This is a genomic window from Mesorhizobium sp. M1006, assembly GCF_040318825.1.
Lineage (GTDB): Bacteria > Pseudomonadota > Alphaproteobacteria > Rhizobiales > Rhizobiaceae > Mesorhizobium.
Genome location: NZ_JAMYMZ010000027.1, coordinates 23964 through 43685, shown reverse-complemented (window position 1 = coordinate 43685; position 19722 = coordinate 23964). Strand labels below are relative to the sequence as shown.

24 protein-coding genes are annotated in these 19722 nt (G+C 63.1%); 15 read left to right on the top strand and 9 right to left on the bottom strand.

Features of this window, described 5'->3' with window-relative positions; genetic code table 11:
* The first annotated feature begins 53 nt into the window (after positions 1–53).
* From NKH60_RS22935 to NKH60_RS22920, 4 genes are all read left to right on the top strand, one after another.
* Positions 54–962 (top strand): ribokinase, encoded by a 909-nt coding sequence (locus tag NKH60_RS22935; RefSeq protein WP_352502653.1) that lies wholly within the window; start codon positions 54–56, stop codon positions 960–962.
* A 6-nt stretch (positions 963–968) separates the two neighbouring features.
* Positions 969–2429, top strand: coding sequence for an amidase (locus NKH60_RS22930; protein WP_352613033.1), 1461 nt, complete (start codon positions 969–971; stop codon positions 2427–2429).
* A gap of 103 nt (positions 2430–2532) precedes the next feature.
* Complete coding sequence (locus tag NKH60_RS22925) at positions 2533–3147, top strand: LysE family translocator (RefSeq protein WP_352469436.1); 615 nt, start codon at positions 2533–2535, stop codon at positions 3145–3147.
* A 52-nt stretch (positions 3148–3199) separates the two neighbouring features.
* Positions 3200–3568, top strand: a complete 369-nt coding sequence (locus tag NKH60_RS22920; RefSeq protein ID WP_352469435.1) for a hypothetical protein — start codon at positions 3200–3202, stop codon at positions 3566–3568.
* A gap of 490 nt (positions 3569–4058) precedes the next feature.
* On the opposite strand, the gene NKH60_RS22915 is transcribed toward NKH60_RS22920, so the two are convergent.
* A complete protein-coding gene (locus NKH60_RS22915; protein WP_352469434.1) occupies positions 4059–5000 on the bottom strand; it encodes a nucleoside hydrolase in 942 nt (313 codons plus the stop codon).
* 144 nt (positions 5001–5144) lie between these two features.
* On the opposite strand from NKH60_RS22915, the gene NKH60_RS22910 reads away from it, so the two are divergent.
* Together NKH60_RS22910 and NKH60_RS22905 are read left to right on the top strand one after the other, a co-directional pair.
* The gene (locus NKH60_RS22910) at positions 5145–5570 is read left to right on the top strand and encodes an Hsp20 family protein (protein ID WP_023675270.1); all 426 of its coding nucleotides are present in this window, start codon (positions 5145–5147) and stop codon (positions 5568–5570) included.
* 63 nt (positions 5571–5633) lie between these two features.
* Positions 5634–5891 carry a BQ00720 family protein gene (locus tag NKH60_RS22905; RefSeq protein WP_023675269.1) on the top strand — a complete coding sequence of 86 codons (258 nt, stop codon included), beginning with the start codon at positions 5634–5636 and terminating at the stop codon, positions 5889–5891.
* Positions 5892–5983: 92 nt separating this feature from the next.
* On the opposite strand, the gene ptsN is transcribed toward NKH60_RS22905, so the two are convergent.
* The 6 genes from ptsN to lptC all read right to left on the bottom strand — a co-directional run bounded on the left by ptsN (position 5984) and on the right by lptC (position 11234).
* Positions 5984–6448, bottom strand: a complete 465-nt coding sequence (gene ptsN / locus NKH60_RS22900; protein WP_023675268.1) for a PTS IIA-like nitrogen regulatory protein PtsN — start codon at positions 6446–6448, stop codon at positions 5984–5986.
* Between the two features lie 59 nt (positions 6449–6507).
* Positions 6508–7092 (bottom strand): ribosome hibernation-promoting factor, HPF/YfiA family, encoded by a 585-nt coding sequence (hpf, locus tag NKH60_RS22895; RefSeq protein WP_023675267.1) that lies wholly within the window; start codon positions 7090–7092, stop codon positions 6508–6510.
* Positions 7093–7383: 291 nt separating this feature from the next.
* Positions 7384–8910, bottom strand: coding sequence for an RNA polymerase factor sigma-54 (rpoN, locus tag NKH60_RS22890; RefSeq protein ID WP_352834526.1), 1527 nt, complete (start codon positions 8908–8910; stop codon positions 7384–7386).
* 197 nt (positions 8911–9107) lie between these two features.
* Positions 9108–9926: an LPS export ABC transporter ATP-binding protein gene (gene lptB / locus NKH60_RS22885; RefSeq protein WP_292664962.1), complete on the bottom strand. Its 819-nt coding sequence runs from the start codon at positions 9924–9926 to the stop codon at positions 9108–9110.
* Positions 9926–10534: an LptA/OstA family protein gene (locus NKH60_RS22880; protein WP_292664963.1), complete on the bottom strand. Its 609-nt coding sequence runs from the start codon at positions 10532–10534 to the stop codon at positions 9926–9928. The genes lptB and NKH60_RS22880 overlap by 1 nt, the downstream gene beginning before the upstream one ends.
* Positions 10521–11234: an LPS export ABC transporter periplasmic protein LptC gene (gene lptC / locus NKH60_RS22875; RefSeq protein ID WP_352469430.1), complete on the bottom strand. Its 714-nt coding sequence runs from the start codon at positions 11232–11234 to the stop codon at positions 10521–10523. Before lptC ends, NKH60_RS22880 begins: the two co-directional genes overlap by 14 nt.
* Before the next feature lie 306 nt (positions 11235–11540).
* Between lptC and sppA the strand changes: the two genes are divergently transcribed.
* The 4 genes from sppA (at position 11541) to lhpI (ending at position 14264) form a co-directional block, all read left to right on the top strand.
* A complete protein-coding gene (gene sppA / locus NKH60_RS22870) occupies positions 11541–12497 on the top strand; it encodes a signal peptide peptidase SppA (RefSeq protein WP_352502648.1) in 957 nt (318 codons plus the stop codon).
* An 81-nt stretch (positions 12498–12578) separates the two neighbouring features.
* Positions 12579–12863 (top strand): integration host factor subunit beta, encoded by a 285-nt coding sequence (locus NKH60_RS22865; protein WP_023675261.1) that lies wholly within the window; start codon positions 12579–12581, stop codon positions 12861–12863.
* 47 nt (positions 12864–12910) lie between these two features.
* Complete coding sequence (locus NKH60_RS22860; RefSeq protein ID WP_352834522.1) at positions 12911–13243, top strand: LapA family protein; 333 nt, start codon at positions 12911–12913, stop codon at positions 13241–13243.
* Between the two features lie 52 nt (positions 13244–13295).
* Entirely contained in the window at positions 13296–14264 is a 969-nt protein-coding gene (gene lhpI / locus NKH60_RS22855; protein ID WP_352834519.1) for a bifunctional Delta(1)-pyrroline-2-carboxylate/Delta(1)-piperideine-2-carboxylate reductase, read from the top strand.
* Between the two features lie 96 nt (positions 14265–14360).
* Here lhpI and NKH60_RS22850 read toward each other — a convergent pair whose 3' ends face one another.
* Positions 14361–14729, bottom strand: coding sequence for a VOC family protein (locus NKH60_RS22850; protein WP_352469426.1), 369 nt, complete (start codon positions 14727–14729; stop codon positions 14361–14363).
* Positions 14730–14815: 86 nt separating this feature from the next.
* The gene (locus tag NKH60_RS22845) at positions 14816–15499 is read right to left on the bottom strand and encodes a helix-turn-helix transcriptional regulator (protein WP_352684488.1); all 684 of its coding nucleotides are present in this window, start codon (positions 15497–15499) and stop codon (positions 14816–14818) included.
* Positions 15500–15606: 107 nt separating this feature from the next.
* On the opposite strand from NKH60_RS22845, the gene NKH60_RS22840 reads away from it, so the two are divergent.
* The 5 genes from NKH60_RS22840 (at position 15607) to acuI (ending at position 19649) form a co-directional block, all read left to right on the top strand.
* Complete coding sequence (locus tag NKH60_RS22840; RefSeq protein WP_352539414.1) at positions 15607–16092, top strand: DUF1772 domain-containing protein; 486 nt, start codon at positions 15607–15609, stop codon at positions 16090–16092.
* Positions 16093–16180: 88 nt separating this feature from the next.
* Positions 16181–17242, top strand: a complete 1062-nt coding sequence (locus tag NKH60_RS22835) for an RsmD family RNA methyltransferase (RefSeq protein ID WP_352539415.1) — start codon at positions 16181–16183, stop codon at positions 17240–17242.
* On the top strand, positions 17243–18106 hold the full coding sequence (locus NKH60_RS22830; RefSeq protein ID WP_352684494.1) for a TrmH family RNA methyltransferase: 864 nt from the start codon (positions 17243–17245) through the stop codon (positions 18104–18106).
* A 26-nt stretch (positions 18107–18132) separates the two neighbouring features.
* Positions 18133–18609, top strand: a complete 477-nt coding sequence (lspA, locus tag NKH60_RS22825; protein ID WP_352454178.1) for a signal peptidase II — start codon at positions 18133–18135, stop codon at positions 18607–18609.
* Between the two features lie 50 nt (positions 18610–18659).
* Entirely contained in the window at positions 18660–19649 is a 990-nt protein-coding gene (gene acuI / locus NKH60_RS22820) for an acrylyl-CoA reductase (NADPH) (protein WP_352834513.1), read from the top strand.
* Positions 19650–19722: the final 73 nt, after the last annotated feature.

Sequence of the window (19722 nt, the reverse complement as noted above, 5' to 3'; positions counted from 1 at the left end):
ACGGAGTAGCTTCCCGGGCAATTAGAGTGGTATGCGCTAGCGGGAGGCACTACTTGATCGTCGTCATCGGCTCCATCAATCTCGATCTCATCGCCAGTGTCGACCGCTTGCCCGGTCCCGGCGAGACCGTGCGCGGCTCCGGTTTCGCTACTGCCCCCGGCGGCAAGGGCGCCAACCAGGCGCTGGCCGCCGCCCGCGCCGGCGCCAAGGTGCGCATGGTCGGCGCGGTCGGCAAGGACAGCTTCGCCAGCGACGCTCTGGCGCTGCTGCGCGACGGCAAGATCGACCTGTCCGGCGTCGGCGAGACCTTTGCCTCGACCGGTACCGCGTTGATCATGGTCGGCGCCGACGGCGAGAACGTGATCGCCGTTGTGCCGGGCGCCAATGATTCGGTCGTGCCGGGTGACCTTTCCAAGGCTTTCGTAAAAAACGGCGACGTCGTGCTGCTGCAACTGGAGATCCCGCTGCAGACCGTCGAGGCAGCACTCGACGCGGCAAGCACGGCCGCCGCGATCACCGTGCTCAACACCGCACCTTTCCATGGCGACGCGGCCGGCTTCCTCGGCAAGGCCGACTATCTCGTCGCCAACGAAACCGAGTTCGACCTCTATGGCGAGGCGCTGTCGTTGAATGGCCGCGACCGCCCGGCACGGATGCGCGACTATGCCGCGAGAACCGGCCGCACCATCGTCGTCACGCTTGGCTCGGACGGCGTTCTGGCGGCAACGCCGGACGATCTCCTGATGGTTCCGGCGCTGAAGATCACCCCGCTCGACACGGTCGGTGCCGGCGACACGTTCTGCGGCTATTTTGCAGCCGGGCTGGCAGCCGGCCTGCCGCTCGACCAGGCGCTAGCCCGCGCTGCCGCAGCCGGTTCGCTGGCCTGCCTGAAAGCCGGTGCACAGCCGGCCATCCCGCTGGCCAGGGACGTCGATGCCGCCCTGCAGAAATCTGCAGGCTAAAGCGGGATGACAGCCATGCGCCCGACGACGAAGCACGCGGTGCCGCCCGCCGGCGACATCTGCCGCCTGTCTGCCGTGGCGCTTGCCGGGAAGATCAGGCGCCGGCAGCTTTCGGTGCGCGAAGTGGTCGCGGCATTCCTCGACAGGATCGAGGCGGTGAACCCGCTGGTCAACGCTATCGTTTCATTGCGTGAGCGTGCCGACATCCTGCGCGAGGCCGACAGCGCTGACGCTCATCTGGCGCGAGGTGGAGATACCGGATCGCTGTTCGGCCTGCCGATCGCGATCAAGGATCTTGCGCTGACAAAAGGCCTGAGAACCGCCTTCGGCTCGCCGATCTTCGCCGATTTTGTGCCTGAGGAGGACGACTTCTTCGTCGAGCGCGTCCGCAAGGCCGGCGCGATCATCATCGGCAAGACCAATGTTCCCGAATTCGGGCTCGGCTCCAACACCTACAACACCGTGTTCGGACAGACGCTCAACGCATTTGACCCGGCGCTGACCGCCGGCGGCTCGAGCGGCGGTGCGGCGGTCGCGCTGGCGCTCGACATGGTTCCCGTTGCCGATGGCAGCGATTTTGGCGGTTCCCTGCGCAATCCCGCTGCCTACAACAATGTCTATGGCTTCCGTCCATCGCAGGGATTGGTGCCGGCCGGCCCAGACCTTGATGTGTTTCTTGCGCAAATGGGCGTCGAAGGGCCGATGGGGCGTAACGTGCGTGACATGGCGTTGCTGCTCGACGTTCAGGCCGGCTATCATCCTCGCGCGCCGCTGTCGCATGATAAGCCAGGCTCGTTCCTCGAAGGGCTGGACGCACCGGCGGCCGGCGGGCGCATCGCCTGGCTCGGCGATCTCGACGGCCATCTGCCGGTTGAAGCAGGCATTCTACAGCTTTGCGAGGCAGCACTCGGCCGGTTCGCGGATGTATCCTTCGAGGCCGAGCCGCTGATGCCGAAATTCGACTTCGAAGCGCTGTGGCAAGCCTTTGTAACGCTTCGCCAGGCGAGCAGCGGTTGTGCGCTGAAGGCGCATTACGACGATCCCTCGAAACGCAGCCTGCTGAAGCCGGAGGCCGTGTGGGAGGTGGAACATGCACTGCGCCTCACCGCGCCGCAGATCCACGCCGCCACGGTGAGGCGCTCGTCCTGGCACCGAATGCTGCTATCGCTCTTCGAGCGTTTCGACCTGATTGCGCTGCCAGCCGCACAGGTCTTTCCCTTCGATGTCGTCACCCACTGGCCAAGGCAAGTGGCCGGGCGTGCCATGGACAGCTATCATCGCTGGATGCAGGTTTCAGCGTTCGCCACGCTGGGCGGCTGCCCGGCGATCAATGTGCCGGCGGGCTTCGACGCCAGGGGCAGGCCAATGGGCATGCAATTGATCGGGCGGCCGCGCGGTGACCTCTCCGTGCTGAGGGCGGCTGCCGCCTATGAGACAACGCTGCCATGGCAGGCCGGCGCCTGCTGAAATCAACTCCGCATTGTCGGCGCCTCGCCGGCTTGCACGCAACTCATCGCCATGCATTGATCGCGACAGCGCGCCGCACGAGCGGCATCTGTGGAGGGAAAAAATGTCGTTGGAACTCTACGCCACCTATGTCGTCGCCTGCATCGTCATCATCCTGGTGCCGGGGCCGACGGTGACGCTGATCATTGCCAACAGCATCCGCCATGGCTCGCGCGCAGGGCTCGCCAATGTCGCCGGCACCCAGGCCGGGCTAGCCATCATGATCGCCATCGTCGGCATCGGATTGACTTCGCTGATCGCGGGCATGGGCCACTGGTTCGAGTGGGTCCGGCTGATCGGCGCCGCCTACCTGATCTGGATGGGCGTGCAGATGTTCCGCTCGAAAGGCAAGCTGAACGCCGACGGAACGGCAAAAAGGCCACGTGGCGGCTTCTTCCTGCAGGGCCTGCTGGTGGCGATCAGCAATCCAAAGACGCTAGTGTTCTTCGGCGCCTTCTTTCCGCAGTTCATCGCTCCCGAAGGCAATTACGCACTACAGATCGGCGTCATGGGTCTCACCGCGATGATCTTCGCCGCAGTCTCGGATTCGACCTACGCGCTGGCCGCCGGCCGCGCCGGACGCCTGCTGTCGGCCGGCCGCCTCAAGCTCTTGTCGAGGATCAGCGGCAGCTTCCTGGTCGGCGGCGGCCTGTGGCTGGCCTTTTCCAAGGCGAAGTAACGGCCGCGAGCCCGACGACGCCAACAGCAACATCCTGGAATAGGAAAGCCGATTGAAAGTCGGCCTTCAGGCCACCACATGGATCAACAGTTGGGGATTCATGTCTATGCCGTGGAGTTACGCGGATTTGAAAAGGAACGCGTTTGGCGTGATCCTGTTCATCGCTTTGTTCGCGGCGATGGTTCCGTCGGCTCTGAACAAATGGGCGAATGACGCAAGTCCGATCCGATCGGTCGACCCGGTCGATGCGACGATCAAAAGTGGACAGGGTAAAGGGCGCAATATCCAATATCTGCTGGTCCTTGAGAACGGTTCGACGGTCCTCGTTTACGACGACCTCCCGCATCTGATCGGCTCGCGCGTAGGCATCGAGCGCGTCACGCGCGACAATGGCTTCGTCTTTTACCGGTTTGCAAATTGAACGACGATCGATCGATAAGCTGTTTTCAAAGGTGACGCGAGTGACATGGCTTTTTCGGGGAATCGCTCTTGAACAAAGCCCCTATGCTACTCAACTCTAAGGTATGGGGCCGGCAAATCTTTCTCTTAGAACCCGCATTCTTTTGCTTCGGGAAGAGTTTCGCGACAGAGTTGTTGGCATCACAATCTTGTGTGCGCTCGCTCTCGCGATCGCTGTGCCGATTGTAACCAGGCAGAACAGTCCGATCACTGGCACACAACTCGTAGGAGGCACCGTCGAAGATGTTGCGACGATGCCTCTAAATCCGAGGGGTTCCGTCGGACATGGACTTTATTATAGATATGAAGTCCGCCTCTATGAGGGCAACGCTCGGATATTTGTCGATGGTGAGGTGGAAACACCCCACATGATTGGATCGGAAGTCTCGATCGAAGAACAACAACGCCAGGACGGTACCACCACCTACCGCCTGCTCAACTACTGAGCAGCCCTAAAGCCGCCCCAGCCGTTCCAGCAACAGCGCGAAAAACGCATCATGGTCGATGTCGCGCATCACCATGGCGTTCTTCGGCCGCTTGGTCACCCCCCACCAGTCGATCACCGTCATGCCCATGGTGAGCTCCGAGGCGGTTTCCACGCTGACATTGCAGTTGCGCCCCTTGAACAGCTTCGGCTTCAGCAGATACGCGATCACGCAAGGATCGTGCAGCGGGCCGCCGTCGGTACCGTATTTCTCCTCGTCGAAACGTTCGAAGAATTCCAGCATGTCCGCGGTGGCCGTGCCGACCCTGGTGCCGAGCTTGCGGAAGGCCTTCGTACGCTTGGCGGTGGTCAGCGCCTTGTGGGTGACGTCGAGCGGCATCATCACGATCGGAATGCCGGATTTGAACACGACATCGGCAGCATGCGGATCGACATAGATGTTGAACTCGGCGGTCGGCGTGACGTTGCCGCCCTCGAAGAAGCCGCCGCCCATCAGCACGATTTCCTTGATGCGCGGCGCGATTTTCGGCTCGCGGATCAGCGCCAGCGCAACGTTGGTGAGCGGCCCGAGCGCGCACAGCGTGATCGTGCCGCTCTCCTCGTTCATCAGCGTCTCAACGATGAAATCAACCGCATACTCGTCCTGCAGTTTCATCTTTGGTTCGGGCAGTTGCGGCCCGTTGAGGCCGGTCTTGCCATGCACTTCCTCGGCGGTGACGAGTTCGCGCGCCAGCGGCCGGATGGCGCCTGCATAGACCTTGACGTCCGGCCGGCCGGCCAGCTCGCAGATCTTGCGGGCGTTTTTTTCGGTAAGTTTCAGCGGCACGTTGCCGGCCACCGCGGTGATGCCGACGATCTCCAGCTCGGCGCTGCCCAGCGCCAGCAATATGGCGACGGCATCGTCCTGGCCGGGGTCAGTGTCGATGATGATCCTGCGGGATTGGGGCATTTCAATTCCTTGTTTTGGCAAGTCTTTTTGGGCGGGACGTGTGACGGCTTGAAGTCTGCCGGGCGGCGGACCATATCAAGACCATCGGGAAAAATGCCATCCGGGTTTTTCCACTTTATGTCGCTCTTGAGAGGACACTGTAACATGAGCCGAATGACGCCTTTTTCCAGCCCGCTTCTCCTCGGTTTCGATTCCATGGAAAAGACGCTGGAGCGGTTGGCAAAGTCCGGTGACAGCTATCCTCCCTACAACATCGAGCGCCTCAGCGGTGCCGACGGCAAAACCGAAAGGCTGCGTATCACGCTCGCCGTCGCCGGTTTCGCGGAAAGCGATCTCGATGTCACAACGGAGGAGAACCAGTTGGTCGTGCGCGGCCGTCAGAACGACGACACCGAGCGCGAATTCCTCCACCGCGGCATCGCCGCGCGCCAGTTTCAGCGCTGTTTCGTGCTGGCCGACGGCATGCGGGTGATTGCGGCGGAATTGAAGAACGGCCTTCTGTCGATCGATCTCGATCGGCCGGAATCCGAACGGCTGGTACGAAAAATAAACATATCGGTGAAAGACTGATTTTTGCCGATAGCTCTCATGCGGGATGGCCTTGAGCGGCATCTCGCGGCAAGGAGGCTTGAAATGACCAGAACTAACGAAAATATCATCATGACCAGCGGCGAATTCGCCCATCTCGGCGAAGGTTCTGTCGCCTATCTCAGGAAAGTGTCGAGCGACGATCTGCGCGGCCGTTTCCCGGGCCTCGGCGAAATCGCGCCCGGGCTGGAACTGTGGGCCCTGTTTGCCGCCAATGGCCAGCCGATCCTGCTTTCGGACGCTCGCGACCGGGCACTGGCTGGCGCGCTGGAAAACGATCTGACCCCGGTCGCTATCCACTAACGTCGTTATCCACTGACAAATACGGCACAGCGATCTGGTTGGAAACGGACAGGGCCGCTCACGGCGGCCCTTCAACGGATTTAATCAAAACCTCAGGCGGCGTGCGAGGCCTGTGTGTCCGACAGCAGCGCGTGGATGGCTACGGCGTCGCGCGTGCCCCTGATCTTGGCAACCGTGTCGGCGTCGCGCAGCACCCGCGCAATGCGCGACAGCGCCTTGAGGTGGTCGGCGCCGGCGCCTTCGGGAGCCAAAAGCAGAAACACCAGGTCGACCGGCTGATCATCGAGGGCCTCGAAGTCCACCGGTGTCTCCAGCCGGGCAAAAACGCCGGCGATCCGCTTCACCCCGGCCAGCTTGCCGTGCGGAATGGCGATGCCGTTGCCGACGCCGGTGGAGCCGAGCCGCTCGCGCTGCAGGATTGTGTCGAACACCTCTCGCTCCGGAATGCCGGAAATCGCCGCCGCCCTTTCGGACAGCAATTGCAGCAGCTGCTTTTTGGAGTTCGCCTTCAACGCCGGCATGATTGCCGGAACGCTGACGAGATCGCTCAGATCCATGCTTGAAATCCCTTGTTCGCCTGCCGTCGCCAGTCCCCACGCTCGCGTGCGGCTGGTTTTTACCCCTGCGCGACCTTGGCCGTGGACGGGTCGATCCAGCCAATATTCCCGTCCGGCCGGCGATAGACGATGTTGAGATGGTCGTTTCCGGCATTGCGGAAGACCAGGACCGGGCTGTCCTTGGTGTCGAGTTCGATCACCGCTGACGCCACCGACATGGTCCGCAGCGTCATGGTCGATTCGGCGACGATGGCCGGCGCGAAATTCTCCGGTATGTCCTCCTCGTCGTCGGCAAGCGGCGCCATCACCGTATAGGCGACGTCGGTGAGCTCGCCGTTGCTATTGCCTGAATTGTGCGACTTCAGCCGGCGCTTGTAGCGCCTGAGGCGTGTTTCCAGACGGTCCGCCGCGGTATCGAAGGCAAGCGTTGGATCCTGGGCATCGCCGGTCGCCTGCAGCGAAGCACCGGAGTCCAGCCGGATCATGCAATCGGCCGTGTAGCGCGACCCCGATTTGACGACTACGATTTGCCCTGAAAAGCCCCGATCGAAATATTTCCCGATCACTTCCCCGACACGGTCGTTGATGCGCGTACGGAACGCATCGCCGATATCCATGTGTTTTCCCGATATGCGCAGTGTCATCTGAAAACTGACCTTCCTTGCTCAGGCTTCAAACTGTCCCGAGTTTATACTCGTGGTCCGCGCGCACAAGCTTTTGCGGCGTCACTTGCGCCGATTTTAGATCCGAACTTTCCGGTTGATCACAAGCCGCCTTCTTGGCCGTCCCGTGGCCTACATCGTGACGGACCATCTCTCCTGCGGGCATCGGCGAACTCAAATCCACTCGCCAGCCCGTCCCATGCGGGCGGGCTTCTAGCCACTTCGTCGCCGCTTGTCAATGAAGGGCGAAAGCTGTGGAAATTCCGCCGGAGATCAACGGCCGGCGCTGGCCAAAGCGCGTTTTTCACGCCGCCGCTGCACCGAAGAGGGTATGTTCATGCCTTCCCGGTATTTGGCCACCGTGCGCCTGGCGATGTCGACGCCGCTTTCCCGCAGCATGTCCACGATGGCATCGTCGGAAAGCACATCGATGGCTTTCTCCTCGTCGATCAGCTGCTTTATGCGGTCGCGCACCGCTTCCGACGAATGCGCATCGCCGCCACCTGACGAAGCGATCGAGGCGGTGAAGAAATAGCGCAGCTCGAACACACCGCGCGGCGTCAGCATGTATTTGTTTGCCGTGACCCGGCTGACCGTTGATTCGTGCATGCCGATGGCGTCCGCCACCGTGCGCAGGTTGAGCGGCTTCAGGTGCCGCACGCCGTGGACGAGAAAAGCGTCCTGCTGGCGCACGATCTCGGAGGCCACCTTGAGAATGGTCTTCGCCCGCTGGTCGAGGCTGCGCGTGAGCCAGTTGGCGTTCTGCAGGCATTCGGCGAGGAAATCCTTTTCCGCCTGGTTTTTCGCATGTGGCGTGACCTGGGCGAAATAGATGTGATCGACCAGCACGCGCGGCAGCGTCTCGGCATTGAGCTCGACCGTCCAGCTGCCGTCATTGGCTGCGCGCACCTCGACGTCGGCCACGATCGCATCGCTGGCACCGCGCGAAAACGCCATTCCCGGCCGCGGGTCGAGCGCCCGGATCTCGGCCAGCATGTCGAGCAGATCCTCCTCGTCGACGCCGCAAATCCGCTTCAGCGTCTGGAAATCGCGCCGTGCCAGGAGTTCGAGATTGGCGATCAGCGCCTTCATCGCCGGATCGAGCCGGTCGCGCACGGCCAGCTGCAGCAACAGGCATTCGGCGAGGTCGCGGGCGAATATGCCGGCGGGCTCGAATGTCTGGCAGACCGCCAGGACCCTTGCCACCGCCGTGGCGTCCGTGCCGAGGCGGGCGGCGATCTCGGCCATGTCGGCACGCATGTAGCCGGCCTCGTCGAGGCCGTCGGCAAGCTCGCCGGCGATCAGGCGCGCCGCCGGATCGGCAAAGGCGAGCGCCACCTGCTCGCCGACATGGTCGCGCAGCGTGATGGCCGCCGCCGCCATATCCGCGACGTCGAAGCCGTCGGAGGAAGAGGTGGAACCGTTGCCGGACGCCGATTTCCATTGTGCCGTCAGGTCGGGCCCGAGCCGCTCGCTCGTACCAGGATCATCGGGAAACAGGTTTTCCAGCGATGTATCGAGCTTTTCCGAGATCGCCTCGGCGCTCCACGCCGTTTCCGCCTCGAACCAGTCGCCGTCGGCAGCCGGTTCCGATGCAGCGTCGCCCTTCTGCGCCTGGTCGCTGGCGGCGTCCTCTTGCGGTTCGGCGCGTTCCAGCAGGGGATTGCGTTCGATCTCGTCGTCGATGAAGCGTTCCAGCTCAAGATGGGTGAACTGCAGCAGGCGGATCGACTGCATCAGCTGCGGCGTCATCACCAGCGACTGCGACTGTCGTAGCTGTAGTTTTGCCGCCAACGCCATGGTTCGGTTTCAAACGCTCCGTCTACGCACCCGCACTGCTGGAAGGAATTTTCCAGGCCAGCATAGAAACTGGCCCGGCTTTTGCTTGTCAAGGCGAGGAGCGGTAAAACTCGCCTGCCGGCACGTTTTCAGGCAGAAAATTGAAGAAAAAGCTGCTGGACTACGCTGGAAATCCCGCTCGAGCCGGAATTTCGCACTTAGAGCGTAAATCCCTCGCCGAGATAAAGCCGCCGCACATCGGCATTTGCGACCACTTCGTCGGCTCGACCATGGGTCAGCACCTGGCCGGCATGGATGATGTAGGCGCGGTCGATCAGGCCAAGTGTCTCGCGGACATTGTGGTCGGTGATCAGAACGCCGATGCCACGTGCCGTCAAGTGGCGCACGAGTTGCTGGATGTCGGCGACGGCGATCGGATCGATGCCGGCGAAAGGTTCGTCGAGCAGCATATAGGCGGGGCGGGTTGCCAAGGCGCGGGCAATTTCGAGGCGTCGCCGCTCACCGCCGGAGAGCGACAGCGACGGAGCCTTGCGCAGATGGCTGATGTGAAATTCCTCGAGCAATTCGTCGAGCAGGCGCTCACGCTCCTTGCGGCTCTTTTCGACGACCTCGAGCACGGCCCGGATGTTTTGCTCGACATTCAGGCCGCGAAAAATCGACGCTTCCTGCGGCAGATAGCCGATGCCGAGACGGGCGCGGCGATACATCGGCATCGACGTGACGTCGAAACCGTCGATTTCGATCGTGCCTTCATCGACCGGCACCAGGCCGGTTACCATGTAGAAACAGGTCGTCTTGCCGGCGCCGTTGGGGCCGAGCAGCCCAACCGCCTCGCCGGCGCGCACGCCCAGCGTCACGCCGCTGACGACTTTGCGGCCCTTGTAGCTTTTGGTCAGCCCCTTGGCGATCAAGGTTCCCTTGAACTTTGCCGCTTCGACGGTGACCCTGGCCGGTGCCGCAAGTTTGCTGGCGGCGCGCCCTGGAAGACGCGCCAGCAGCGACGATATGCCGGTCATCAGGGTTTCGCTGCTCCAGACTTCGCCGGCGGCGTGATCGACATCATGACGCGGCCGCCGCAAGCGTCGACCTGGGCAAGGCCGCTCTTCATCTGCACGGTAAGCTTGCAGCCGACAAGCACGTTATCGCCTTGCGAGAGCACGACCTTGCTGCCCGAAAGCACCAGCACTTCGGTCTTCATGTCGAAGGTGCCGCGGTCGCCGGTGGCAACCTGATTGTCCGATTTGATGTAGACCTTATCGTCGACCTCGAGATGGTCGATGTTGGCGGATCCGGTCATTGCCGCGGCACCCGCGGGCTGGGCGCCTTTAGCGGCGCCTGCATCCCTGACGTAATAGACCGTCATTTTGCCGGCCTTGAGCACGGTTGGACCCTGGACGACGTTGACGTTGCCGGTGAAGACGGCGACGCTTTCCGCCTGGCGCACCTCGAGCTTGTCGCTTTCGATCTGGATAGGCTTGTCGCCCGACAGCCTGAGGCCGGACATTTGGCTGGTGGCACTGGATTGCGCCAGCGACGGCGCCGTCCCGAAGGTCAGCCCCAAGGGCAACCCGAGCGTCAACGCCGAAATCGCGGCGAGGCGCCGTGCCGAACTACTGAACCGCATTGGTCTCTCCGCTCTTTGCCTCTGCCGCCTTCAAACTGGCGGGATCGATGTCGACGCGCACCTTGTTCTCGAAAACCAGGACCTTGCCATTGTCCTGGACCGACATCGAATCCGCCCTGATCCGCGACCCGCCGCGGCTGACATCGACGGGCTCGCTTGTCTTCATAGTGCCTTCGCCCATGTCGAGATAGACTGATTTGAATTTTGCCACCACACCATCCGTGGTCGACACGGTCACATCGCTGGTCAGGCTGAGCGTGTTGCCGTCGCGATCATAGGTGCCGTGCGTGGCATCGATGGCGGCCGTGTTGTCGGCCGCAATCGGCAGCTTGGCCTTGATGCCCTCCAGATCGATGATGCCTTGTTTGCTGACATCCTGTATGGCGCGCAGGGCTGTCATCGAATAGGGCAGGTTCTGTTTGGTGAAGCCGTTGAGCTTGGGGTTCGCCATCACCAGCTTGCCATCGGCAAAGGCGCCGCCGTCGGCCTGCACCTCGATTGCGGCGGGAGCCATGAGATAGGAATAGACGGGAAACGCGACCGCAATCACGGCAGCGACCAGCGGCACGGCCAGCTTGAGGACACGGACCCGGCGCGAATGACGCTGCGCAACGTCAAACGCGTCGACCCGCGCCCGGCCTGCGGCCTTGGGAGCCAACTCCGTCTCGGTGTTGGTCGGTTCGATTGGTCCCGCTAACATGACTGCTTCTTCTAAACCCCTGCCCGCCAGGCCGCCCTATAGGTGGGGTGCCGGCGCCCTCAAGCAAGCACAAGCCGAGGAAAACCGCAAAAATGTGACAGCCGCCCCTGTACAATGAAAATGGCCCCAGCGCAGCCTGTACCTCATACCAGATATGGGCGCACAGTGTTAGGGCCTGTGGAACGAGACAGGTTGAGGCTTGCCGCGAATGCCTAACGGCCTTTGGCGCAAGGCCGTCAGGAAACGGTAGCCGGGCGCGAATGGTTGCTTTAAAAGCATCTGCTCCCACCGACTACGAGGCTGACCATGGTATTGAGAGCCGACGACCTGATCGACCGCCGCCGCTTGCGCCGCAAGCTGACATTCTGGCGTGTTGCGGCGATTATCGTCGCGGCAGCCGGACTGATCGCCTTCTCGGCATGGATCTATGGTGACGACTTCACCGGCGCGGCTGTCGACCACATCGCCAAGGTCAAGATCGAAGGTACCATCACCGAAGACGAAGAACTGATCAAGCGGCTGGAGGCAATCCGTCAGTCGCCGCGCGTCAAGGCTGTGATCCTGTCGATCGATTCACCCGGCGGCACCACCGTCGGTGGCGAATCGATCTATGAGGCAGTGCGCAAGCTTGCCGCCGAAAAGCCGGTGGTGGCCGAGGTCGGCACGCTCGCGGCTTCGGCGGGCTATATGATCGCCACCGCGGCCGACCATATTGTCGCACGCAAATCCTCGATCGTCGGCTCGATCGGCGTGCTGATTCAGTACCCGGACGTCAGCGGCCTCATGGACAAGCTCGGCGTCAAGCTGGAGGAGGTGAAATCCTCGCCCTTGAAGGCCTCGCCTTCTCCCTTCAAGCCGACCAATGACGATGAGCGCGCCATGGTCCGCAAGCTCATCCTCGACAGCTACGACTGGTTCGTCGGCATCGTCGCCGAGCGCCGCAACATGACCAAGCCGGAGGTGCTGGCGCTCGCAGACGGGTCGATCTTCACCGGCCGGCAGGCGGTCACCAACAGATTGATCGACGCGGTCGGCGGCGAGGCCGAAGCGATCGACTGGCTTGCAGGCAAGGGCGTCGATGCCAAGCTCAAGGTGGTGGAATGGAAGGACACGGAAAAACGCGGCGGTTTCCTGTTCTCCAAAGCGATGGCGCAGACCGTCGGTGCTGCGCTTGGCCTGGCCGGCCATGACGGCGACGTCCTTCACGAAATTGGAGCGGACCGCTTGTTTCTTGACGGTCTCGTTTCCGTCTGGCACCCTTGAGGAACCGCTTGGGACGAGTGAAAAACCAAATAAAATCATTCTGATAATTTCGGCGGCACTGCTTTTACGGGGAGCCTTTTCATGATCAAATCCGAACTTGTGCAGATCATCGCCACGCGTAATCCGCATCTTTTCCTGCGCGACGTCGAAAACATTGTCAGCGCCATCTTCGATGAAATCACCGACGCGCTTGCCGAGGGCAACCGGGTCGAGTTGCGCGGCTTCGGCGCGTTTTCGGTGAAAAATCGCCCTGCCCGCACCGGCCGCAACCCGCGCACCGGCGAATCCGTAGAGGTCGAGGAGAAATGGGTACCGTTCTTCAAGACCGGCAAGGAATTGCGTGAAAGGCTGAACGGAGGCAAGTAGGCGCCGCGCCCGCCGTCCCGCTCCGATAGCAGTCCCTACGGAAAAACATGTTCAATCGCTTAATCCTCATCGTGGTCTTCGTGCCGCTGGCCATCATCCTGATCGCGCTGGCCGTTGCCAACCGCGAACCGGTCGCCTTCACGCTCGACCCGTTCAATCCGGGCAACCCGGCGCTGACACTGACCTTGCCGCTGTTCATATTCCTGTTCCTTGCCCTTGCCATCGGCATGATCGTCGGCAGCCTGGCGACCTGGATCAAGCAGGGGCGCTATCGCAAGCTGGCGCGCCAGCGCGGCGCCGAGGCCGAGAATCTGCGCCAGGCGGTCAGCCGCGCGCCTGCCGCGTCGCAGAGCCCAGCCTTGCCGAAGCCGACGAACTGAGCCGCGGCTCGGGCCTGAAGCACAACCGGCCTAGTTCTCCACGGAGCCTTTCATGCTGACCATTTCCGCCGCCGAGGTCGACCGCGCGCTGACCTTTTCCGGGCTGGTCGAGACGTTGCGCGCCGCCTTTCGCGATGGCGCCGTGCAGCCGGTCAGGCACCATCACACGGTCGAGCGGCCCGATGGCGCCGCCTCGACCCTGCTTTTGATGCCGGCCTGGACCGACTTCAACGCCGCCGGCACCTCGGCCGATGGCCATATCGGCGTCAAGATCGTCACCGTGTCGCCCGACAACAATGCCGTCGGCAAGCCCGCGGTGATGGGGCTTTACCTCTTGCTCGACGGCACCACCGGCGAACCGCAGGCATTGATCGATGGCCAGCGGCTGACGCAGTGGCGCACTGCCTGTGCCTCGGCGCTGGCCGCCTCCTATCTGGCCCGCGAGGACGCATCGCGGCTGCTGGTGGTCGGCGCCGGCGCGCTGTCGCCATTCCTTGCAAAGGCGCATTCGGCGGTGCGTCCGATCAAGAACATCCGCATCTGGAACCGCACGTCGGCGAATGCCGAAAAGGTCGCGGCAAAATTGCGTGCCGAGGGTTTTTCGGCCGAAGCAGCAGGCGATCTCGACGCCGAACTCGGAAAGGCCGATATCGTATCGTCGGCGACCATCACCACCATGCCACTGATCAAGGGGGCACTGTTGAAGCCCGGAACCCATGTCGATCTGGTCGGCGGCTTCACGCCGGCGATGCGCGAAAGCGACGACCACGCGATCGTACGCGCCCGCGTCTATGTCGATACCCGCGCCGGCGCCACCAAGGAAGCCGGTGACATCGTCCAGCCGCTGGCCTCCGGCGTGTTGAAGCCGGAAGCCATCGTCGCCGACCTTTATGAACTCACGCGCGGTCAGAAAAAAGGCCGGCAGAACGACGACGAGATCACGCTGTTCAAGTCGGTCGGCGCAGCCCTCGAGGACCTCGCCGCCGGCATTGGCGTGTATCGCGCAAGCGTAGGGCAGTAGGGCAGTAGGGCAGTAGGGCAGTAGGAAACCGCACTGATCGTGCGGCGCCGCGCCAGCTATATTTCCTGTCACGTACTCCCCTACTGCCCTACTGCCTTACTCCCTTTGCCAATAAACCCGCAGCCGATGATTGTCGGGATCGAGCGCGACGAAGGTCCGGCCGAAATCCATGTCGGTCGGGCTCTGCAGGATTTTCAGACCCCGTCCGGCCCAATCGGTGTAGGTGGCATCGACCGCCTCCGGCGTGTCCAGCGCAAAGACGATCTCGGCGCCACCGCCTGCTGCCGCGGCGGCCGGTTCCACGGTGTGACGCGACCAGAGGCCGAGCTTGAAGCCGTTGTCGAGCACGAACAGCACGAAGGTCGGCGAGGTCTCGACCGGCTGCCGCCCAAGCAGCGCGCTATAGAAGGCGCCGCTTTGCTCAGGCTTGTCGACATAGAGGATGACGAAATTGGGCGGTGTCATGAATTGCTCTCCAGATCGTTTCGACTGGAGGAGCATACCGTACGCCACTGCCAGATTCTGGCAGCAGTCTCAACTGAGCAGCAGCCTTAGCTTGGCGTGTCGAGCGTCGCCCGCCATTCTTTGAGCAGCACCTGACGGCGGCGCGGATAGCGCATCTCGGTGGCATTGAGGCCGGATATCCGGTCGGCGCGAAAGTGCCTGAAATCCTGGCGCATCTCGCACCAGGCCGCGACGACGCGCACCTTGTCGAAGAAGCCGAGTGCGAACGGCCAGACGGTGCGCTCGGAGGCAGCGCCGCCGGCGTCGCGATAGACAAAGCTCAGCTTACGCTCCTCGCGGATGGCCTGCCGCACCACGCCGAGATCGATGCCTTCGGTGACCTCGGTGCGCGACCCGACCAGCAGCGTCGAGGCGTCGAGCTCTTCGCGCAAATCGTTCGGCAGCACCGCCGCGATCTTGGCCAGCGCGTCGGTGGCGGCGTTCGCAAGCCGCCAGTCCGGCTGCTTGGCCACCCAGCGCGAACCGAGCACGATCGCCTCGATCTCCTCATCGGTGAACATCAAGGGCGGCAGCATGAAACCGGGCCTGAGCACGTAACCCAACCCCGCCTCACCCTCGATCGGCGCGCCCTGCCCCTGCAGCGTGGCGATATCGCGATAGAGCGTGCGGATCGACACACCCATTTCGCCCGCAAGGCTGCGGCCGCTGACTGGCCGGCGATGCCGGCGCAGGATCTGGATCAGGTCGAGCAGGCGTTCAGCACGGGACATGAATCATGACCTGGTTTCAATCACGATAGAGCCCCAGCGCTTTCGGCGGCAAGCGACATGGGTGGCGGACGGGAACGTCTGCGTCCTGACGCCGTTGTCTGGCCACTATGGATATGCGCGGGTTCCTGTTGTTCTGGTCGGTTTTGACCGCCATCGTCGCTGCGCTCAGCCTCGGACCATCCTTCGCCCATGTGCTGGAATCGGTGCCGCGGCTGACCAGTTGGCCGCCTTCGCTCTGGCGTGAAACCACTGTCTTCAACGCTCAGTTCCAATTCTTCGCGATTGTCGGCGCACCGCTGGACGTGGCCGCGATCGCCTGTCCGGGGCTTCTCGCCTGGATGCTGCGCAGTGACCGCCCGGCATTCTGGTGGATTTTGGCCGCCACCGTGCTTTATCTGATGGCCCTCGTGGCGTGGTTTACCCTGGTCAAACCGGCAAACGATGTCCTGGCCACCTGGGTGCCTGGACCGATCCCGGACAATTTCGAAAGTATCCGGAGCAGTTGGGAAACCGGCCATATGGTCGTCACCGGCTTCAAGGCCGTTGGTTTCATAGCGCTCGCAGTCGGCCTGCTGTCGATCAGGCGCGGCTGATCCGGTTGCACACGTCGGCAGCCCTTTTGTTGCGCCGGTCAATGTGCTGTGGCAGAAGCGGCGAGCCGCCGTCCGGAGATGCGCCTTCTTGAAACCTTTTCGCGACAAACGCCGCGACAGCCGCCCGCCCCCGAAGGGCGGGGCGGAGCAGCCGCGGCGGCGCGACGCCGGCCTGACCGCCGGTTCGGAGCCTAAACTGCAGGACCGGTCCGAGCCGAAAGCCGCGCCGCGCCCTCTATCCCGTCGCGATGGCGCGCTGCCTGCCGAACATCTGCCGCTGATCCTCGAGGTCGGCCCCAATCAGGACTACGCGTTGCTCGACAGCGGCGCCGGAGAAAAACTCGAGCAATACGGCCCCTACCGCATCGTTCGGCCGGAGGGCCAGGCGATCTGGCAAAAGGCTTTGCCGGCCAGGGACTGGGAGCGCGCCGACGCCATTTTCACCGGCGATACCGACGAGGAAGGCATCGGCCGCTGGCGCTTCCCCAAGACGCCGCTCGGCGAGACCTGGCCGATGAAGCATGACGGCATAGATTATCTCGGCCGCTTCACTTCGTTTCGCCATGTCGGCGTCTTTCCCGAGCAGGCCTCGCACTGGGACCACATGGCCGGACTGATCGCGGCGGCAAAACGGCCGGTGAAGGTGTTGAACCTGTTCGGTTACACCGGCCTTGCCTCCTTGGTGGCGGCGCGTGCCGGCGCCGAGGTCACCCACGTGGATGCTTCCAAGAAGGCGATCGGCTGGGCGCGCGAAAACCAGGAAATGGCGGGCTTGTCGCAAAAGCCGATCCGCTGGATCGTCGACGATGCCGTGAAATTCGCCGAACGCGAGGAGCGCCGCGGCAGCCGCTACGACATCATCCTGTTCGACCCGCCCGCCTATGGCCGCGGACCGAAAGGCGAGGTCTGGCAGCTGTTCGAGGACCTGCCGGCGCTGACCGATATCTGCCGCACGATCCTGACGCCGAAGCCGCTCGCCGTGGTACTGACCGCCTATTCGATCCGCGCCTCTTTTTTCGCCATCCATGCCCTGATGCGCGACACCTTCGCCGGCATGGGCGGCACGGTCGAGTCGGGTGAATTGATCATCCGCGAGAAATCTGCCGGTCGGGCGCTTTCGACCTCGCTGTTCTCGCGCTGGGTGGCCTGAATGAGTGCGTACGAACGGCACGCGGGCGCGCCAGGGCAGGTGAAGGAAGTCACCAGCCTCGCCAACCCGCTGGTCAAGGACATCAAGGCGCTCGCGCTGAAGAAATTCCGTGACCAGCAGAATTCCTTCATGGCCGAAGGCCTGAAGCTGGTCATCGACGCGCTCGATCTCGGCTGGTCGATCAGGACACTGGTCTTCGCCAAGGCCGGACGTGGCAATACGGCGGTTGAAAAGGTCGCGGCGCGCACGGTCGCCGCCGGCGGCACCGTCCTTGAAGTTTCGGAAAAAGTGCTGGTCGCCATCACCCGCCGCGACAATCCGCAAATGGTCGTCGGCGTGTTCTCGCAGAAATACCTGCCGTTGAAGGACATCCGCGCCCGTGACGGCGACGTCTGGGTGGCGCTCGACCGCGTCCGCGACCCCGGCAATCTCGGCACCGTCATCCGCACGGTCGACGCTGTCGGGGCCAGGGGCGTCATCTTGGTCGGCGAGACCACCGATCCCTTTTCGGTCGAAACGGTGCGCGCCACCATGGGCTCGATTTTCGCCGTGCCGGTCGCCAAGGCGTCGCCCGAAGCTTTTCTCGCCTGGCGAACGAGCTTCCCCGGCCTCGTCGCCGGCACCCACCTGAAGGGTGCGGTCGACTACCGCTCGGTCGATTTTTCAAAGGGCCCGGTGCTTTTGATGATGGGTAACGAGCAGCAAGGCCTGCCTGACGAGCTTGCCGCAAGCTGCGACAAACTGCTGCGGATACCGCAGGCCGGCCGCGCCGATTCGCTCAACCTTGCAGTGGCCACCGGCGTCATGCTGTTCGAGATCCGGCGCGGCGCGCTGAAGCTCGGCCCGGAGGACGCCAGATCGTGACATCTCAAACCGTGAAACTGCAAACCATGAAGTCCTGGAGGCCGTATGCTCTTCTGGTCGTCGCCGCGATAGCGCTCGACCAGTGGGTGAAATACCTAGTCGAAACCGGTCTTGCCTTTCAGGAACGGCTCGACCTGCTTCCGTTCCTGGCGCTGTACCGCACCTACAACACCGGCATCGCGTTCTCGCTGTTTTCGTCCTTCGGCGACACCGGCCTGGTGGTCGTCGCGGTTCTGGTGGTCGCTTTCGTGCTCTATCTTGCGGCCCGCACGCCGCCCGGCCACCTGCTTGCCCGCATCGGCTTCGCACTGATCGTCGGCGGCGCGCTCGGCAACCTGATTGATCGCGCAATCTACGGTCATGTCATCGACTATGTCCTGTTCCATACGCCGGTCTGGTCCTTCGCGATCTTCAACCTCGCCGACGCCTTCATTTCGGTTGGTGCGGTGCTGGTCGTCTTCGACGAACTCATTGGCTGGCGGCGCGGAGCGTCGAGCGATTGACCTCACTCGCCTGGCGCCGCACATTCTGATCTGCAAGCCCGAGGAGAAAAATGCCCGAAACCTTCAAAGCCATCCTCGTTTCGCGTGACGCCGAGAAAAACCAGTCGGTCGCGGTGACCGAGCTTACCGAGGCAGACCTGATGGAGGGCGACGTCACCGTCGCGGTCGAGGCGACGACGGTGAACTACAAGGACGGTCTTGCAATTACCGGCAAGGCGCCGGTGATCCGCCGCTGGCCGCTGGTGCCGGGCATCGATTTCGCCGGCACCGTCATCTCGTCTTCCAATCCTGACTGGCGCAAGGGTGACAAGGTCATATTGAACGGCTGGGGCGTCGGCGAGACGCATTTCGGCGCCTTTGCAGGGCGCGCCCGCGTCAAGGGCGACTGGCTGGTGCCGTTGCCGGACGGCATGAGCCCGCATGATGCGATGGCGGTCGGCACCGCCGGCTACACCGCCATGCTTTGCGTCATCGCGCTGGAGCGCCACGGCATCGTGCCCGATCGCGGCCCGGTGGTGGTGACCGGCGCTGCCGGTGGCGTCGGCTCGGTCGCGGTCTCGATCCTGTCCAGCCTCGGCTATCACGTCATCGCCTCGACCGGCCGTGCTGCCGAAAGCCCCTATCTGATCGACCTCGGCGCCGCGGAAGTGATTTCACGCGACGAGCTTGCCCAGCCCGCAAAACCACTCGCCAAGGAACGCTGGGCCGGCGGCGTCGATGCGGTCGGCAGCCACACGCTGGCCAACGTTCTATCGATGACCTCCTATGGCGGCGCCGTTGCCGCTTGCGGCCTCGCCGGCGGCATGGACCTGCCGGCAAGCGTCGCCCCCTTCATCCTGCGCGGCGTCTCGCTGCTCGGCATCGATTCGGTGATGGCGCCGAAGGCGGTCCGCCTCGAGGCCTGGCGCCGTATCGGCGCCGATCTCGACCACGCAAAGCTTGCCAGCCTTTCGACGAGCATCGGCTTCGACGGCATCATCGGCGCCGCGCATGACATCGTCGAGGGTAAGATCCGCGGCCGCGTGGTGGTGGATATGTGAGCCCCCAAGGGAAAAAAAAGAGCGCGACCGGTAAAATTCGAGCGATCAACCACAACCTTCGATAAGCTCTGTC

Coding starts and splice junctions, on each gene's coding strand:
- NKH60_RS22930 (WP_352613033.1), top strand. CDS start 969: ATGACAGCCATGCGCCCGACGACGAAGCACGCGGTGCCGCCCGCCGGC.
- sppA (WP_352502648.1), top strand. CDS start 11,541: ATGGTATTGAGAGCCGACGACCTGATCGACCGCCGCCGCTTGCGCCGC.
- lspA (WP_352454178.1), top strand. CDS start 18,133: ATGAAGTCCTGGAGGCCGTATGCTCTTCTGGTCGTCGCCGCGATAGCG.
- NKH60_RS22880 (WP_292664963.1), bottom strand. CDS start 10,534: ATGCGGTTCAGTAGTTCGGCACGGCGCCTCGCCGCGATTTCGGCGTTG.
- NKH60_RS22905 (WP_023675269.1), top strand. CDS start 5,634: ATGACCAGAACTAACGAAAATATCATCATGACCAGCGGCGAATTCGCC.
- lhpI (WP_352834519.1), top strand. CDS start 13,296: ATGCTGACCATTTCCGCCGCCGAGGTCGACCGCGCGCTGACCTTTTCC.
- hpf (WP_023675267.1), bottom strand. CDS start 7,092: ATGACACTGCGCATATCGGGAAAACACATGGATATCGGCGATGCGTTC.
- NKH60_RS22860 (WP_352834522.1), top strand. CDS start 12,911: ATGTTCAATCGCTTAATCCTCATCGTGGTCTTCGTGCCGCTGGCCATC.
- NKH60_RS22830 (WP_352684494.1), top strand. CDS start 17,243: ATGAGTGCGTACGAACGGCACGCGGGCGCGCCAGGGCAGGTGAAGGAA.
- rpoN (WP_352834526.1), bottom strand. CDS start 8,910: ATGGCGTTGGCGGCAAAACTACAGCTACGACAGTCGCAGTCGCTGGTG.
- NKH60_RS22915 (WP_352469434.1), bottom strand. CDS start 5,000: ATGCCCCAATCCCGCAGGATCATCATCGACACTGACCCCGGCCAGGAC.
- NKH60_RS22850 (WP_352469426.1), bottom strand. CDS start 14,729: ATGACACCGCCCAATTTCGTCATCCTCTATGTCGACAAGCCTGAGCAA.
- NKH60_RS22840 (WP_352539414.1), top strand. CDS start 15,607: ATGGATATGCGCGGGTTCCTGTTGTTCTGGTCGGTTTTGACCGCCATC.
- lptC (WP_352469430.1), bottom strand. CDS start 11,234: ATGTTAGCGGGACCAATCGAACCGACCAACACCGAGACGGAGTTGGCT.
- NKH60_RS22845 (WP_352684488.1), bottom strand. CDS start 15,499: ATGTCCCGTGCTGAACGCCTGCTCGACCTGATCCAGATCCTGCGCCGG.
- NKH60_RS22925 (WP_352469436.1), top strand. CDS start 2,533: ATGTCGTTGGAACTCTACGCCACCTATGTCGTCGCCTGCATCGTCATC.
- NKH60_RS22910 (WP_023675270.1), top strand. CDS start 5,145: ATGAGCCGAATGACGCCTTTTTCCAGCCCGCTTCTCCTCGGTTTCGAT.
- NKH60_RS22865 (WP_023675261.1), top strand. CDS start 12,579: ATGATCAAATCCGAACTTGTGCAGATCATCGCCACGCGTAATCCGCAT.
- lptB (WP_292664962.1), bottom strand. CDS start 9,926: ATGACCGGCATATCGTCGCTGCTGGCGCGTCTTCCAGGGCGCGCCGCC.
- acuI (WP_352834513.1), top strand. CDS start 18,660: ATGCCCGAAACCTTCAAAGCCATCCTCGTTTCGCGTGACGCCGAGAAA.
- ptsN (WP_023675268.1), bottom strand. CDS start 6,448: ATGGATCTGAGCGATCTCGTCAGCGTTCCGGCAATCATGCCGGCGTTG.